The organism is Nitrosopumilus sp. S4, from assembly GCF_054515835.1.
The window spans coordinates 1,172,833-1,188,537 of sequence record NZ_CM137258.1 but is presented as its reverse complement, the minus strand read 5'-3'; the positions used below and the strand labels follow the sequence as shown (position 1 = coordinate 1,188,537).

23 protein-coding genes are annotated in these 15,705 nt (G+C 33.0%); 11 read left to right on the top strand and 12 right to left on the bottom strand.

The features are described 5' to 3' along the window. Positions 1 to 125 precede the first annotated feature (125 nt). Together ACX119_RS06960 and ACX119_RS06955 are read left to right on the top strand one after the other, a co-directional pair. Positions 126 to 227 carry a zinc-ribbon domain-containing protein gene (locus tag ACX119_RS06960; RefSeq protein WP_459350564.1) on the top strand — a complete coding sequence of 34 codons (102 nt, stop codon included), beginning with the start codon at positions 126 to 128 and terminating at the stop codon, positions 225 to 227. Positions 228 to 370: 143 nt separating this feature from the next. Beyond that, entirely contained in the window at positions 371 to 772 is a 402-nt protein-coding gene (locus ACX119_RS06955) for a hypothetical protein (RefSeq protein WP_459350563.1), read from the top strand. 2 nt (positions 773 to 774) lie between these two features. Here the strand turns inward: ACX119_RS06955 and ACX119_RS06950 are convergent, their stop codons facing one another. Further along, positions 775 to 1,623: a CBS domain-containing protein gene (locus tag ACX119_RS06950; RefSeq protein ID WP_459350562.1), complete on the bottom strand. Its 849-nt coding sequence runs from the start codon at positions 1,621 to 1,623 to the stop codon at positions 775 to 777. Between the two features lie 128 nt (positions 1,624 to 1,751). Between ACX119_RS06950 and ACX119_RS06945 the strand changes: the two genes are divergently transcribed. The 4 genes from ACX119_RS06945 (at position 1,752) to ACX119_RS06930 (ending at position 4,136) form a co-directional block, all read left to right on the top strand. Further along, on the top strand, positions 1,752 to 2,168 hold the full coding sequence (locus ACX119_RS06945; RefSeq protein WP_459350561.1) for a universal stress protein: 417 nt from the start codon (positions 1,752 to 1,754) through the stop codon (positions 2,166 to 2,168). 66 nt (positions 2,169 to 2,234) lie between these two features. After that, a complete protein-coding gene (locus tag ACX119_RS06940; RefSeq protein WP_459350560.1) occupies positions 2,235 to 2,549 on the top strand; it encodes a hypothetical protein in 315 nt (104 codons plus the stop codon). Between the two features lie 48 nt (positions 2,550 to 2,597). Then, positions 2,598 to 3,674: a dienelactone hydrolase family protein gene (locus tag ACX119_RS06935; RefSeq protein WP_459350559.1), complete on the top strand. Its 1,077-nt coding sequence runs from the start codon at positions 2,598 to 2,600 to the stop codon at positions 3,672 to 3,674. A gap of 60 nt (positions 3,675 to 3,734) precedes the next feature. Further along, positions 3,735 to 4,136: a CBS domain-containing protein gene (locus tag ACX119_RS06930; protein ID WP_459350558.1), complete on the top strand. Its 402-nt coding sequence runs from the start codon at positions 3,735 to 3,737 to the stop codon at positions 4,134 to 4,136. Here ACX119_RS06930 and ACX119_RS06925 read toward each other — a convergent pair. Then, the gene (locus tag ACX119_RS06925) at positions 4,133 to 4,558 is read right to left on the bottom strand and encodes a hypothetical protein (protein ID WP_459350557.1); all 426 of its coding nucleotides are present in this window, start codon (positions 4,556 to 4,558) and stop codon (positions 4,133 to 4,135) included. The genes ACX119_RS06930 and ACX119_RS06925 overlap by 4 nt on opposite strands. Positions 4,559 to 4,606: 48 nt before the next feature. Between ACX119_RS06925 and ACX119_RS06920 the strand changes: the two genes are divergently transcribed. Beyond that, positions 4,607 to 5,161: a DNA-3-methyladenine glycosylase I gene (locus tag ACX119_RS06920; RefSeq protein ID WP_459350556.1), complete on the top strand. Its 555-nt coding sequence runs from the start codon at positions 4,607 to 4,609 to the stop codon at positions 5,159 to 5,161. Here ACX119_RS06920 and ACX119_RS06915 read toward each other — a convergent pair whose 3' ends face one another. Then, positions 5,162 to 5,467, bottom strand: coding sequence for a hypothetical protein (locus tag ACX119_RS06915; RefSeq protein ID WP_459350555.1), 306 nt, complete (start codon positions 5,465 to 5,467; stop codon positions 5,162 to 5,164). 102 nt (positions 5,468 to 5,569) lie between these two features. On the opposite strand from ACX119_RS06915, the gene ACX119_RS06910 reads away from it, so the two are divergent. The 3 genes from ACX119_RS06910 to ACX119_RS06900 all read left to right on the top strand — a co-directional run bounded on the left by ACX119_RS06910 (position 5,570) and on the right by ACX119_RS06900 (position 7,798). Next, on the top strand, positions 5,570 to 6,835 hold the full coding sequence (locus ACX119_RS06910; RefSeq protein WP_459350554.1) for an NRAMP family divalent metal transporter: 1,266 nt from the start codon (positions 5,570 to 5,572) through the stop codon (positions 6,833 to 6,835). A 73-nt stretch (positions 6,836 to 6,908) separates the two neighbouring features. Then, positions 6,909 to 7,424, top strand: coding sequence for a ferritin (locus tag ACX119_RS06905; RefSeq protein ID WP_459352011.1), 516 nt, complete (start codon positions 6,909 to 6,911; stop codon positions 7,422 to 7,424). A 41-nt stretch (positions 7,425 to 7,465) separates the two neighbouring features. Beyond that, entirely contained in the window at positions 7,466 to 7,798 is a 333-nt protein-coding gene (locus ACX119_RS06900; RefSeq protein WP_459350553.1) for a hypothetical protein, read from the top strand. A gap of 293 nt (positions 7,799 to 8,091) precedes the next feature. On the opposite strand, the gene ACX119_RS06895 is transcribed toward ACX119_RS06900, so the two are convergent. Genes ACX119_RS06895 through ACX119_RS06885 form a run of 3 tightly spaced genes read right to left on the bottom strand, consistent with a single transcriptional unit; the run spans position 8,092 to position 8,775 of the window. Then, positions 8,092 to 8,265 carry a hypothetical protein gene (locus tag ACX119_RS06895; protein ID WP_316505515.1) on the bottom strand — a complete coding sequence of 58 codons (174 nt, stop codon included), beginning with the start codon at positions 8,263 to 8,265 and terminating at the stop codon, positions 8,092 to 8,094. A 34-nt stretch (positions 8,266 to 8,299) separates the two neighbouring features. Further along, a complete protein-coding gene (locus ACX119_RS06890) occupies positions 8,300 to 8,599 on the bottom strand; it encodes a hypothetical protein (RefSeq protein WP_459350552.1) in 300 nt (99 codons plus the stop codon). A 26-nt stretch (positions 8,600 to 8,625) separates the two neighbouring features. After that, a complete protein-coding gene (locus ACX119_RS06885; protein ID WP_459350551.1) occupies positions 8,626 to 8,775 on the bottom strand; it encodes a hypothetical protein in 150 nt (49 codons plus the stop codon). A 230-nt stretch (positions 8,776 to 9,005) separates the two neighbouring features. On the opposite strand from ACX119_RS06885, the gene ACX119_RS06880 reads away from it, so the two are divergent. Then, positions 9,006 to 9,446, top strand: a complete 441-nt coding sequence (locus ACX119_RS06880; RefSeq protein WP_459350550.1) for a pyridoxamine 5'-phosphate oxidase family protein — start codon at positions 9,006 to 9,008, stop codon at positions 9,444 to 9,446. On the opposite strand, the gene ACX119_RS06875 is transcribed toward ACX119_RS06880, so the two are convergent. The 6 genes from ACX119_RS06875 to ACX119_RS06850 all read right to left on the bottom strand — a co-directional run bounded on the left by ACX119_RS06875 (position 9,441) and on the right by ACX119_RS06850 (position 15,686). After that, complete coding sequence (locus ACX119_RS06875; RefSeq protein ID WP_459350549.1) at positions 9,441 to 10,211, bottom strand: DNA repair protein; 771 nt, start codon at positions 10,209 to 10,211, stop codon at positions 9,441 to 9,443. The genes ACX119_RS06880 and ACX119_RS06875 overlap by 6 nt on opposite strands. Positions 10,212 to 10,250: 39 nt before the next feature. Further along, the gene (locus ACX119_RS06870; protein ID WP_459350548.1) at positions 10,251 to 10,448 is read right to left on the bottom strand and encodes a hypothetical protein; all 198 of its coding nucleotides are present in this window, start codon (positions 10,446 to 10,448) and stop codon (positions 10,251 to 10,253) included. A 2-nt stretch (positions 10,449 to 10,450) separates the two neighbouring features. Further along, on the bottom strand, positions 10,451 to 12,037 hold the full coding sequence (gene lysS / locus ACX119_RS06865) for a lysine--tRNA ligase (protein ID WP_459350547.1): 1,587 nt from the start codon (positions 12,035 to 12,037) through the stop codon (positions 10,451 to 10,453). Positions 12,038 to 12,044: 7 nt separating this feature from the next. Beyond that, the gene (locus ACX119_RS06860; protein ID WP_459350546.1) at positions 12,045 to 13,631 is read right to left on the bottom strand and encodes an elongator complex protein 3; all 1,587 of its coding nucleotides are present in this window, start codon (positions 13,629 to 13,631) and stop codon (positions 12,045 to 12,047) included. Between the two features lie 62 nt (positions 13,632 to 13,693). Continuing rightward, positions 13,694 to 14,353 carry a hypothetical protein gene (locus ACX119_RS06855; protein ID WP_459350545.1) on the bottom strand — a complete coding sequence of 220 codons (660 nt, stop codon included), beginning with the start codon at positions 14,351 to 14,353 and terminating at the stop codon, positions 13,694 to 13,696. An 82-nt stretch (positions 14,354 to 14,435) separates the two neighbouring features. Further along, positions 14,436 to 15,686, bottom strand: coding sequence for a cation:proton antiporter (locus tag ACX119_RS06850; RefSeq protein WP_459350544.1), 1,251 nt, complete (start codon positions 15,684 to 15,686; stop codon positions 14,436 to 14,438). Positions 15,687 to 15,705 lie beyond the last annotated feature (19 nt).

Genomic DNA, 15,705 nt, shown 5'->3' with positions numbered 1-15,705 from the left:
ATTGCTCCTTAAATTCAAAAACCCTTTTTTCATGCATGTTTTGACAAAAATCCCTATTTTTCATGTATTAATGTCAAAATACCTTCGGTAAAAGATCTTAAATCCCATTTAGTGATTATAACATCATGAAGCCTCAATCATGCAGAAATTGTGGTCAGGAATTATGGCAAAATCAGCGTATATGCCCCAAATGTGGAAAGGATAGTGGATATGATGACACTGATTAACTGATGCCAAGTGGGCATGAAAAAGTATAAAATTATTTTCTTGTTTCTTAAGAATTTTTTATTTTGATATTACTAAAATTGATTTTAATCAATACGCTTAATTTTACAATAGTTGTAGGAGATTTGTGATACATCCTGAATTAATGAAATTACTGGAGGCTAATGATGTATTGGAAATACTACATGATTCAGTCCAATACCAACTACAGAAAATTAATAATGTTCAAAAAACTAATGATGGGAAAGATTGGTATCAGGATCTACCTTTGATTGTAAAGCAAAAATTTGATAATTATAAAGTTGATTATGAAACGCTTTCTAGAATTTTAAAATTAGATCATGATCAAATCAAAAGTGAGATGAGTAAGGGTTACTATTATTGGCGACTCCTTAGATCCGCATGCAATACATACAGAAATGATTTGATAGAATATGATCAACAATTAAATCAAGAATTTAATTTACAAGAAACAGAAGCAATCTCTGATAATTCTGTACTAAATGAATGCATTGTTGTTTTAAATCAGCATGAAATTGAAAAATAAAATTATTTTAAAAATGCCATAGCTTTTACAATATCTGATTTGCTAATTATTCCAATGATGTTTCCATTACCCGATAGTACTCCAGCTCCGTTGATGTTTTTCTCTAGTAGTACTGTTCCTGCCTTTGCCAAATCTTCATCATAATCTACTGAAACAATGTTTTTACTCATTATATCACTAGCCTTTACACTCCCTCCAAATCCTGATTCAGAAATGAACCCTTTTCTAGGAAATATTACTGAAATTACTGGATCTGTGTTATCTAAAACATCCTCAAATTTTCCTTGTTTTAATGCTAATTCAAACAAATCTCTGAAAGTCACTATTCCTACTGGAATCTCTTCATGATCACGCAGTATTACTCTGGAAATCTTCTCATCAATCATTTTTGTAACTACTTTGTATAATGGAGTATCAGCATATTGCCAGGCATAATATGGTGACATGTATTCTCCTACTATTTTCTCACCGCCATGCGTTTTGGTAAAATATCTCACAAGGTCTGTCTTTGTGAGAATACCTACCACCTCATTGTCAGATTTTACAACTAGAGAACCAATTACTTTTTTTAGCATTATTTCTGCACATTCATCAAGACTGGCATTTTCATCAACTGAAATAATTTTTTTAACAATTTTTGATAATGGTATTTCATCTAGTTTTTGTTCTGTTTTTTCTGTTAATAGAAAAAATCCCAAATCTTTCTCAGATACTATTCCTGTAACTTTATCATTTTCAGTAACAAGTATTCTGCTCTTTTTTTCATCAATGATTTTTTTTAAGACATCAGCTAGACTTGAATCATGTTTAATTGTTCTAGGATTATTTTTGTAATCTTTGGCGTATTTCACAATTTTACAACTTCATTGTATAATAAATAAGACCAGATAATTACCATTAATGAAAATCAATACTTCAGATAATATCACTTGTGAAAATAACTTTCTCACTTAATATTGAAGAGATATTGAATTTTTTCATGGATTTAAATCGAATTTTAGTACCTATTGATGGTTCAAAAAAATCATTTGAGGCATTGGATAGGGCAATTACTCTTGCAGGATTCACTCATGGACAAGTAACTGCAATTCATGTGATTCCACATGTTTTGGAAGGTGGCACGAGAACCAAAGCTTTTGATAAACAACTTCAAGATGAAGGGAAAATCTTATTGCAAAAAGCATCTAAACGAGCAGGAAATAAGAATGTAAAATTTACCAGCAAGCTTCTGAGAGGCTCTCCAAGTCATGTTACATTACATACTGCAAAATCTGGAAAATTTGATCATATTGTGATGAGTAGCACTGGCGCTGGTTCTGCATCAAATGATATGATTGGAAGTGTTTCAAATTACATTTTACACAAATCAAAAATTCCAGTTTACCTGATAAGATAATTAGCACTAGTAAGAAAACTTACCCCTAGATTATATATCAAAAAAGCGTAATATCTGTGAGGAGAAATGCAACAAACAACTCAAAAACAAACACCACGGCTAAAATTTATAGCAATTTTGGCTGCTGCAACTTCAGTAATACTAGTACTTACACTGACTCCTTGGAATATAGTTCCAACTCTAGTAACTGAGGATGTGACAGTAATTGCTGTAACTAATGACGGCTGTGTTGCAGAATCTATTTTGGGACTCTCTGTTGTCGTTCCTGATTGTGGAGCAAGTGTTGGAGATGAAATATCTGCATCATTTTATGTTCCTGCAATGGAAGTCAACGGATACTATGATAGAATTCAGGATAAACTGGCAACAGTAAATCCCTAATCTATTTTTTTAAGATCCTTTAAATTTTGATTTACTCATTGATATTTAATGCAAAATAATTTTTATTTGCTCTCGTTGATTGCTTTACTATCTCTAGGATTTGCATCATTTTCAATGATTGATGCAGAACAAGGTTCTGGAAAACCTGCTTGGAATGTAATGTCTGATAAAGTATGTGGAGATAAACTGTGCTCTGAGACAGTACCTACAATGTCTGAAGATCCAACTATTGCTTATTTTCCACCCCCATTAAAACAAATTTCCCAAGGTACTGATCCAAATAACATCACATGTACAGAAGGCAAAGAACTAGTTTTGAAAAAATCAAATGGATTCCCAGCTTGCATTAATCATACAAGTGTTGAAAAATTAATTTCACGTGGATGGGCAATTCACATTCTTCCAGATTACACAAATAATGATAATAATTCTAAAATTTTTACAAAAGGAAACTATGATACTGCTTCAGAAATAGTGGTTTACTTTGATAACACTAGTGGATATTTGGCAAAACCTACAACTGATGGTGACTATCCTGGCATTGTGATGATTCATGAATGGTGGGGGTTAAATGATAATATCAAAGAGATGGCTGATAATCTTGCATCTCATGGATATGTTGTGTTAGCCGTTGACCTCTATGATGGTAAAGTTGGTACAACATCTGAACAAGCCAGAATGTTGGTAGGCAGTTATAATTTGGATGATGGACTTGATAATATGAATTCTGCAGTCTCATTTTTGACTAATAATTATTTCACTGATAAGATTGGTTCAATTGGTTGGTGTTTTGGGGGAGGACAATCTCTCAATCTTGCTTTGGGTAATGAAAACATGGATGCAACTGTGATTTATTATGGAAGTCTGATCACTGATTCTGAAAAATTATCTTCAATTAACTGGCCAGTACTTGGAATTTTTGCAGAACTTGATCAAGGAATTACGGTTGAAACCGTAAATAACTTTGAAAAAACACTTGATGATTTACAAATTCAAAATGAAATTCAAATTTATCCTGGAGTAAATCATGCCTTTGCAAATCCCTCAGGTGACCGATATGCCCCTGAAGAATCAAAGGATGCATGGTCTAAAACTATCTCATTTCTTGATTCTACCTTGAAGTAAAAAAGAATAATTTTTACTTTTATGGTAAGTTCTTAAATAATACTTTCACAAAAATTAGTGATGAGTCGTGAAGATTTCAATTCATCAGGTATTCTTGTAGAAGATATTATGGCCAAGGCCTTAATCACTGTAAATACTTCTACTACTTTATTGCAAATTGCAAAAATGATGGAACAGGGTGGGATTGGAGCAATAATTATCAAAAAAGATGATAACCCGATTGGAATAGTAACTGATAGAGATTTTGCAACAAAGGTTGCTGCAAACAAACTATCATTAGATACTCCCGTTGAAAAAATAATGTCCTCTCCACTAATTACCATTAACCATGATGAGCCAATTTCAGCAGCAGCTGATAGAATGACTGATAAAAAAATTAGAAAACTTGCAGTAACCAATAATGGAAAAATTGTAGGAATTATCACCTCTACTGATCTTGTAACGCAATTAGCAAAAAGCTAAAACGTTTTTGTTTTTCTGAGAAAAAGTGTCACTGCTGCCATATAGCATGCAGTAGCAATCACTTCAGAAACTAGTGATGCAATATATGGCTCTATTCCGATCTCTAAAAAATAATACAAAGATGGCCATCTGATTCCAAGATAAATTATTTCTCCTACGCCAAATGATGAAACTAACGCAATCAATTCCCTTTTGATAAGTTCACCTTTCATGGACTTGTATCGTGACTTGTTATCGTAATAGAATAAACATGAAAAAATTCCAAAGTAAATTACATACCCTATGATTATTGTAAATGTTGTATTGAGATAATTTTCTTGATCTGATAGTAGTTGGGCTGCCACTGCTGAAAGTGATGCTGATATTACAAAGCATATGAGAAAATTTCTGTTAATCTGAAGTAATTGCTGGTTTAGTTTCATATTTTGTCTTTGGTAACTAATATTTTGTATTGCTTGATAAACCAAACTATGAAGAACAGATGCGATTGGGCTAAAGAAGAACCAAACGTCTCTTATCATGATAATGAATGGGGGAGACCTGTTCATGACGATCAAAAATTATTTGAATTTTTAATCTTAGAGGGTGCACAAGCTGGGCTTTCTTGGACTACGATTCTGAAGCGAAGAGATGGCTATCGTAAGGCTTTTTCGAATTTTAAGCCTGAACTAGTTTCAAAATTTACTCAAAAAGATGTAAAAAAACTGTTGAATGACCCATCTATTATTAGAAATACACTCAAAATTAATTCAGCAATAAATAATGCCAGACAGTTTTTACAAATTCAAAAAGAATTTGGCTCTTTTGATTCTTACTTGTGGGGATTTGTAAATCATAAACCTATTAAAAATAATTTCAAAAAAATATCTGAACTTCCTGCATCCACTGAAATCTCAACTAAATTAAGTAATGATCTAAAACAACGGGGATTTACATTTGTTGGACCGACCATATGTTATGCCCTCATGCAGGCAGTTGGTTTGGTAAATGATCATATGTCTTATTGTTATTTGTTCAAAAAATGATTAGCTTGACTGGAATTTTTTCAGTGTGTCACTATACAAGTTCATAGGAACAATTTTCACTGTGCTTATTGCTGAAATCCCGACATCTATGCAAAGCTTCTCAATATCATGTGCATTAACTGCATCTATGATGATGGTCCATTCATGTTCTAATACGGACATGTAAAATTCTTTTATTTTGACATTTTCATATTTTTGACTTTCCGATTCTAATTTTTCCCCTAACTTCATGAATATTTTTCTACTGTTTTCATTGTTAATTGGACATGATTCAGGACTGTGAATTGCAGATACTCCAAAAAGCATAAAGGAATTATTTCCCACTGATATTTAAATCTGAATTTATTTTCAAACAGATGTTTTTCCAAATTTAGGTTATAAGCAAGATTTTTGAATATCCAAATTGTAATGAATAAAAAAATTTCAAGGTTCTCAAAAACTGCAGGACCTGGAATATTATTTGCAAGTACTGCAATTGGTGTGTCTCATCTAATCCAATCTACCAGAGCTGGTGCTGACTATGGTTTGTTAATACTTGGATTTGTAATTCTAGTTACATTGTTAAAATATCCTTTCTTTGAATATGGTTCTCGTTATGCAAACTCTACACAAACAAGTATAATTGACGGATACAAAAAACTTGGAAGACCTGCTTTATGGTTGTATTTTCTCTTAACTATCTCCTCGATGTTTTTTGTAACTGGTGCAGTAGGGTTTGTTACGGCTGGATTTTTTGAGAATCTTTTTGGAATTAATATTCTTGGTGATTGGACAGTTGTTATTCTGTTTGCCATGTGTGTTACAATTTTAGCAATTGGAAGATACAGTGCTTTGGATAGTTTGATTAAGATCATTGCTATTGTACTATTGATTTCAACAGTCTCTGCATTCTTGCTAACATTATGGAATGGACCCGTGGAATCAGTAGATCATTTTGAGCCTAAAGAATTGTTTGATATGGCTGGGATTTTTTTCCTACTGGCATTGATGGGATGGATGCCAACTGCACTTGATCTTTCTAGTTGGAACAGCTTGTGGACTTTGGAAAGAATTAGACAGACAAACTACAAACCAAAATTACAAGAGACGTTATTTGAATTCAGATTAGCATATCTTGTCACTGGAATTCTTGCAATTATGTTTGTAATCTTGGGAACCTTCATTTTCTTTGGATCTGGAGTTGAACTTCCAAACAATAATTCCCAATTTGCACACCATGTTGTAACGCTATATACTCATACTATTGGCAATTGGAGCTATATCCTAATTGCAGCTTCTGCATTTACCGTGATGTTTGGTACAATTATTGCTGTTTTTGATGGATACTCTAGATCCATGCAAAGGACAGTAGAATTAATTTTCTCTAAAAATGAATTTACAAAATACCCAAAATTCCGAAAATTCTATACTGTTTTTCTATTTATTTTGGCTATAGGTGCACTTTTAGTGATTTTCCAATTCCAAAGCAATTTCAAAGAATTAGTTGATTTTGCAACTGTTTTGTCCTTTGTTATAGCTCCTATTATTGCGATTTTTAATTTTAGACTAGTCACAGGTAAATTTCTTACAAAAGAACATCATCCGTCAGTACTACTAAAAATTCTAAGCTATATTGGAATTGTTTTTCTGAGTGGATTTGCTGTTTTCTTTTTAATAACTAAATTTATTCTATGAATGATTTGCTGCGTTTAAACTACTAGTTTTCGCAAGTTTTTTTAATAGAAAAGAACCAGTAACAATGAAAGCAATGAAACTCTCACCAAAAATAAAAAAGGCACTCAATGATCAAATCCTTCTAGAAGCTTCTGCATCGAATAGTTATCTTGCAATGGCTACATGGTGTGAAGTAACGGGATATCAAGGCGCTGCAAACTATTTTTACGCACAATCTGATGAAGAAAGAACTCATATGCTCAAAATAGTTCATTTTCTAAATGATCTTGGAGCCACTGCAACAATTCCTGCAATCAAAGCACCAGTCAGTTCTTACAAGTCACTAGAAAATTTAATCAAGACTGCATTAAAAAATGAACAAGCAGTTACACAAGCAATTCACAAAATTGTTGAGATGACTCAAAAAGAAAAAGATCATTCAACATATGCATTTCTAGAATGGTTTGTAAACGAGCAAGTACAAGAAGAAACAAAATTTGAAACCATATTACAAAAGTTTGATCTTCTTGGTAGAGACAAACTTGGAATCAATGAAATTGACAAGTATCTTGCATCAGAAGCTACAACACCGGATCAACCTGCAGCATAGATCTCTAAAATAATTAATACTCCCTCATTTTCTATTTTTTCATGACTGTTACAGTAACACGAAAACCCGGAGGTGTGACACAACTATTCAATACTGAAACCGGTAGAGTTACTTACAAATGCAAAGCAGATTCTGCCTATATGCTAATTGAGGCCTTTGGTGGAATTGTAAAGTTTAACAAAAAAGGTGCAATGGCCACAGTAACTGGCCACATCACATCACTTGATTCCTGTGATGTTCTCAAAAAAGGGCATCCAGAGTATAAAGACGCGTTATCTTCAATAATATCTTCACATAAAGAATTTGTAAAACAGGTCTCTGAATCTTACCAAAATGAAATTAATGATCTTGAAAATAAATTGTCTGGACTTTAACTCTGAAATTTTTCACATTTACATCCTTTAACAATACATTTGTCTTTTCCATTCAAGTGAATGGAGTTATCATGATAGCAACCGACTTTTTTATTATTGCATTTCATTTTTTAAGAAATTCTTTTTTATTCTACTCTCTGGGCATATCGTGAACTTTGCCAATATGGAGAGCCAACTCTACAACATCTTCTCCGAAATCTTGTCCACAAAACTTACAATGAAATGTATATTGATTTGACACGATCAACTAATAATATCATATAATATTAAAAACTACTGATCTATGCTTTTATTCAACCATAAATCATACAGTGCTCGCACTCACATACTTCTTGCTGTTTTGCTTTCTTCAAACATTTTTTGTGTTGACCAGCTTGACATTGTACACAAATCTCATCTAGATTATCAACACTTGTATATTTTTTAGATTGATCAAATCCAAACCCTCCATCTTTTGGTCCTACCATGTATTTAGATTATTGATGTAGTATTTTTACTTCTCTAATTGATTGATGATCTGATTGAATCTAATAATTCGTTTTTGTGTGTCTCTATGATTCCTCTAATTTCAAAAGTATCAACATATCCTCCAGCTGATGCACGAGTTGCTTTCAGCAGATAATGTAATGAACCTTCTTCAATTTTTCCAACATAATATCCGTAAAGAAAGTCTAATTCATTATCACACTTCCAAATTTTTTTAATGTTTGGAAAAGTTTGTTTTATTTCTGTTGGAATTTCTTGTATTCTTCGTTTAATGTATTGGTCTAGTGATTTTCTAATTGAAGAATTTTGAAGCATTACGATAATTATTCAAAACTTGCTTTTTAGTTCTTATCTTTTTTGTCCTTTTTTTCATCATCTGGATTATCCCACATGTGCATGGTCCCTCGAATCATAAAAGAGCCAACAATAATTGCAACTAATCCCCCAACAATAAACACAAAAAATTTACCAATATCTTTGATACTTGCCACTATTACTAGATCTATTGTCAGTCTAATTATAATTGTCTGGGAAAATTCAATTAGATTCAATAGTAAGATTGGATTTTTCTCATCAAATGTCTAAAATTAAACAGATACTAGCATGGATTGCAATAATTGGTGGCGGAATCGGATTCTTCTTTTTCTCTCAATTTATGGCAGAAGTCATGAGATAATTCTAAAAAGTAAATACATTGTAGTAATTTGTAGTAACATTAGATATGATCTCTGAAGAAATTAAAGAATTTTTGGGTCAACAGCGACTTGGATATGTTGCTACAGTAACTCCTGATGGCAAACCAAACCTGTCTCCAAAGGGAACGATCATTGGTTGGAACAATACCAGCTTGACTTTTGCAGACATTAGATCTCCTGACACCATTGCCAATTTAAAAAATAATTCTAATGTTGAGATTAATGTAATTGATCCTCTATTACGCAAGGGATATCTCTTCCAAGGTGAGGCTAGAATCATTACTGACGCTAATCTTTATGCTGAAATTCTTGCGCATTATAGAAGCATAGGAGTGAAAAGCCCAATTAATTCAATTGTGATGGTAAGTGTTTCTAATGTATCTGAGGTTACTTCCCCCCTATATGACCTAGGTATATCTGAGCAAGAAATAAAATCAAAGTGGAAAAAACATTTTGCTAATCTATAATGTTGATTTCTTTAGTTTTTCAAGTTCTTGTTTAGTTATTTCGTGTTCTTCTCTTTCTCTTTCTAATAATCCTTGTATAGTTTCTAATTCTTTTTGTGTCATGTTGAGTTTTGATTTTAAAGAACCTACTACTGCACTTGCAGCTTCAATAATGCCTGCTGAACTCTTTTGATTTGAATCGTGTCCTTGAATGAATTCTTTTTCTTTAGGTGTTAGTACACTTGTATCTTCGAATTGATCTTTTTTATCCAACTCTTCTTTAGCATTGTATAATCTAGCATTTGCCTCGTCTAATTCTTTTTGTGATTCTGCTTGTTGTTTTCTTATACTGCTAAGTGTTGCTTGTTCATTCGATATCTCTTCTTTTAATTCCTCATGTTTTTTTGTAATCTCCTCTAACTCTTCTTTCATTTTTGAAAGGTTTTCTTCTGTCTTGTTAAATTCACTAATTGTTTTTGAATCATTAATTTTTTGAGAGTTTTTAATTTTCTCTAGAAGTCCTCTGTGTTCTCGTTGAATTACGTCTAACTCCATCTTCTTTTGATTTAATTCTTTTTTAACTAACATCAAATTACTAACTGTGGTAGAATATTCTTCTTTTACAGTCTGAATTTTTTGTGTTACGTTTGTAATTTCTTCTTGTTTTTCTCTAAATTCTTTTTGTAAACTCTCTACTTCTGATTCTAATTGTTCTTTGAGAATGTATTCTTCACTCTTTTCAGAAATTTTTTCCTCTTCAACTTTCTTTTTACCAAAAAATCCCATATCTCTAAGCGTTATTCTCCAAAAGATGAACCTTTCTTATTATTGCTTTACCCGATTCCTAAAAAATTTCAGGTAGAATCCAATTGAGCCAATTATTAGTCCTCCAACCAAGGAAGTTGTGCCTAATTCAGGCATGGTTGGATAGATATTTGGAGCAAGAAATAGCAATAGTGCTCCAAAAATTATTAATGCAAATCCCCCACTGTTTCTTGTTTTATTGTGCTCTCCGTGAACCATACTTACACATACTCTGATAGTGTTTTTGATACTTGCTTTCTTCCAATGTCTGATATGAAAGGACCAATTTTTGGTCCTCTTGATGTTCCAAGAATTATTTGGTATAATACTTTAAAGAAATCTTTTGGTTGTACATCATTTGATTTTGCTATTTGATAAATTGTATTTTGAATGTCTTCAGGTTCCTCTTCAGCTCCCAATACCTCTACTAAAATTTTTAGTGCTTTTTTAGTTGTGTCATCAATTTCTACCTGAATTTTTTCTTGCTGATCAAACTCATCTGAAAAATTACCTGCAATTTTGATGATATTTTCAATTTCTGGTTCTGGATTTTTAATTACTCCGTAATCTAACAGCTTTTTCATTACTCTTTCTTCTCTATTTTCTTTGAAGATTTTTGCTAATTCAATTAAGAGTCTGTAATTAACATGAGTGCTAGATTGTTTTGGTGGATTTAGTAAATTTACATATTCATAAAGTCCTCTCATCTTGGTTAGTTTTGCAGGATTGTCTACTTTGATTTTTCCAAAGTAAATATCTTCCAACTCATTGTATTCGTTCATCAATGATGGTATGTCATCTAATCCGAGTTCTCTTGCACCTGTAATTCTCTTGTAAAGTAATAACAGAATTGATTTTGGGCTTCCAAACTCTAACCATCTTTGTGCAGTTAATACATTTCCTAATGACTTTGAAATCTTTTTTCCTCCTTTATCTAAAAACATCTCGTATTTTACATGGTGAGGATGTGGAAAATCTAAAATCTCATCGGCCACCCAATCATTCACTTTTACTGAATCCATTATGTCTTTTCCATATGCTTCAAATCTGATATCAAATGCTGACCACCTTGCCGCAAATTCTACTTTCCAGGCTAGCTTTCCAAGATCTTTTGCAATGTCTGCTTCTCCTTCATGATTGCATCCCTTGACAATCTTTCCACCAATTTCTGCATCATGGCATAGATACTTTACTTTCTTCTCATCTGCAATGTATTCTGTAGCCTCAGCAGTATACAATCGATTACAATTTGCACAAACTGGAAAATATGGTAGATATTTCTGATATTTCTCCTGTCCAACCAGTTCTGATATTTTTTCGCCTATCTTTGAACTATTTTGCAGGATTGTGTGAATCTGTTCTTTTAGTAATCCCTGCTTGTACGTGTCTTTTGCTCTTCTAAATTCATATTTTATTCCAACACTGTCTAGTCCATCAAGAAGAATACTGCTCATATGCATTCCATATGAGTCATGACAACCGAAAGGATCAGGTATCAGTGATACTGGTTTTGCCAGATGTTCTTCAAGTGAATCTGGAAACCCTGCTGGAATCTTTCTTAATCCATCAAGATCATCTGAATAAGCAATTAATTCAGATTTGTATCCAAAATTCTCTAATGCCAATTTAACACCATAAGCTCTCACTGCATCTCCCAAACTTCCAATATGTGGAACTCCTGATGCCCCAAGTCCACTTTCAACTCTTAAAATATCTAAATTTCTTCCAAGAGCTTTCTCTCTTTCAAGTAACTCTGAAGCTAATTTATCAATCCAAGTACCTTTACCGATAACTTCTTGCTCTGACATTTTTTCACTATCTCAACTGTTTGGACATGTATGGCCCATATAACGAATACCCAAGCTTTTGATAATACTCTCTAGTTCCTATTGCACTAATTACTAGGAGTTTCTTTGAATCAAATTCTTCTCTTGCAATTTTTTCTGCTTCTCTCATCAAATTCTTTCCTAGTCCTGAATGCTGAATTTCATTATCTTCTTTCTCACCTAGTTTCAATGATTTTCCATAAACATGGATTTCTCTTACAATGCATGAATCATTTCCTACTTCGTCTCTGTGTGCATCAGCACTTGGTTTTCTTAATCTTAAAAATCCATAAATTGATTCATTTTTATCTTCATATGACAGAAATACCTCTTTACCGCCTGAAGATTCATAATTGATTCTATTCATTTTGATATCCATACTTTCTGATTTTTTTTGAGATAATCCTGCCTCTCTGCATCTAATACATTTACATGATAATCCTTGTTTTGCTAAATTTTGGTGCACGATTTGTCTTAGATTTCCAGATTTTGGGCCAGCTAAGATCTCACTTGGGGATATCTCTCTCTGTATTCTCATAATTCTTACCCATTTTGGAATGTTCTTTTTTACCTCAGTTAGAACTTTGATCATATCTTCATCTGAGTATGGTTGGTATTTTCCTTGTTTGTATTCCTCATAGAGTGGTGTGTTCTCTATTACAAGAGATGGGTAAATCTTTAACATGTCTGGACGTAAAGCCGAATCTGAAAACAATTTTTTAAAATCTGCAATATCTCCTTCAGGTGTCATTGTTGGTAAACCTGGCATCATATGAGCAACTATTTTGTAACCCGCGTCTTTTGAAATTTGGAAAGATTCTATGACATCATTATAATCGTGACCTCTATTGACAATCTGGTATACTCTTTCTTGTAGAGATTGAACCCCAATCTCAATTCTTGTGATTCCATAGTTTAACATTAAATCAACATGTTCTTTTTTACAATAGTCTGGTTTTGTTTCAATTGTAAACCCGACATTTCTAATTGATGCATGTTCATTGTTTGATTTTGCTTCCTCTAGATTTTTTGATTCTGTTCCATTTAGTGCATCATAACATGATTTGATGAAATTTTCCTGATAATCTTTTGGCATAAATAGAAAAGTTCCTCCAACAATTACAATCTCCATTTTTGATGGATCATGGCCAAATGCTATCAGCTTATCAATTTTTGATGTGATTTGTAATTTTGGATCATATTCATTTTCAATTGCATTTAATGTGGATGGCTCTTTTCCTGTGTAGCTATTAGGCGAATTTGATTCAATACCTCCAGGACAATAGGTGCATCTACCATGTGGGCAAGCATATGGTTTAGGCATTAATGCTACAACAGATACTCCTGATGCTGTTTTTGTAGGTTTTTTTAACAATACTTTTCTTAATTTCTTAAAATCTGACTCATTTGCCATGGATAAAATTTCATAGTTTCTAGGAATTCTATCTAGAGAATATTTTAAGCAAATTTTTTTTATTTCTTCTTTGACTTGGCTCTTGTTAGGTTCAGAAATTGTTAGAAGATTCTGTGTAATTTCACTACATGCTTTAGAAAAATTTGAACTCATTTTATGCATGTTTATTCAAGTTCTTATTGACATAAATTCGTTAAATAATTTGGTTTTCTCTTATTTTACTTTCATCTTCTGATTTTTCTTTTTGGAGCTGGTTTTCTCTTGACTGTCTTTTTCTTGGCTGCAGTCTTTCTAGCTGGTTTTCTCTTGACTGTCTTTTTCTTGGCTGCAGTCTTTCTAGCTGGTTTTCTCTTGACTGTCTTTTTCTTGGCTGCAGTCTTTCTAGCTGGTTTTCTCTTGACTGTCTTTTTCTTGGCTGCAGTCTTTCTAGCTGGTTTTCTCTTGACTATCTTTTTCTTAATTTGTTTGAGGTTTTTTAATTTAGCAATTTCTTCTTGAATTGACTTGATTTCTTCACGAATATGATTTTTAGAATCTATCTTTGAGTAAACAAAATTAACAATTTTCATATAATCTACTCCTGTATGTGTTCTGATTAAAAATAATTCATTAGAGTTTAATGGAATGCTAATCAGTGCTGCTTTTTCAAATTCTGTAATGGCTGACCTTTCTTTTCCTATTTTATATGCCAAATTTGTATAAAGTTCTCTTTTCTGTATTGCGTAATGCATTGACATTTTTGATTCATCTTTAGTTAGTATTTGCTCAACGTTGTTTTTTGGTCCACCTGCAACCAATTCCCCTTTGATGTTTACCACTCCTGCAAATTTTACTTGAGGGTAAAGATTGAGAACTTGTTTTGATAATTCACTATAGTCTGTCAATTCATTTCTCCAGTTAATTTAATCTCTAAGAACATGATTCATCATTTGAAATTTTCTATATAATTTAACACTATTTGCTGATTTATTCTGGTTTTTGCTCAATACTCTGTTCCGTAGAACCCGTGCCCTTTTTTTGCTCTTTTCTATATTCCATTTTCAACCAAATTGGAGTGATGATAGTTGTTACTGCAACCATGATGACAATTGTGGAATACACTTCTGATGTTAGAATTCCTGCACCCACACCCACTCCTGCAACTATCAATCCTACTTCTCCTCTTGATATCATTCCAATTCCTACTCTCATTCCCTGAGCTCTGTTTTTCAAAAACAACATTGCTGGCAATCCACAACCCAACAATTTTGTTACAACTGCTACAGCGATTACCACTGAACTAATAAACAAAATATTCAAATCAACTGCTCTGAGATCTACTTGCGCTCCAATTATTGCAAAGAATAACGGTGCAAAGATTAACCCAATCTTTCCTATGTAATTTTCAACTTTTTCAAATACCTTGGTGGTTGATAATGCCATTCCGACTGCAAATGCTCCCACAATTGGCGACAATCCTATGGATCCTGCAAGTGCTGCTGCGCCAAAAAACGACGCTGTTGCAATTCCCTCCACACTGCCTTTGGCCTTCCATAATCTTGGGGTAATGATTCTTGGAATCACTACTACTGCAACAATTAACATTACTGCAAAGAATCCTAGTACTTGTAAAATTGTAATTACTACTTCTGTAATATCGATATTGTCTACTCCTCCTTCAGCACCTGCAATAGATGATACGACTGATAACACTGCAATGGCCAAAATATCGTCAACCACTGCAGCTCCTATGATTAATCTGGCTTCGGGAGTTTTTATTTTACCAAATTCGCTTAAGACTTGAATTGAAATAGCAATACTTGTTGCTGTAAGTGCCGTAGCGATTAACATTGATTGTAATGCATCAAAACCAAACATCTGAAAAACTGCTAGACCTGCAAAAAATGGAACGACTACTCCTAGTGTTCCTACCGTAAATGATGCTTTACCTCCTTTTAGAAATTCCTTGGGTGTCATCTCAAGTCCTGCCATAAACAATATGACAATAGCTCCCATTTCTCCTAGAATTTTTATTTCATCGTTAATCTGTAACAATTGTTTTCCATCTATTACGAAAAGTCCTCCTAATGCAAATGGGCCAACTATCATTCCTGCCAAAAGCTCTCCAAGAACAATTGGAAGTTTTAATCTAAGGAAAAGCTCTGCCATTAGTTTGGCTGCAAATAGCAGTATTCCTACGCCGATGATTGTTTGAATAAAATGTGCCTCTGCTGCCATCTCTATAATTGCTTTAGAA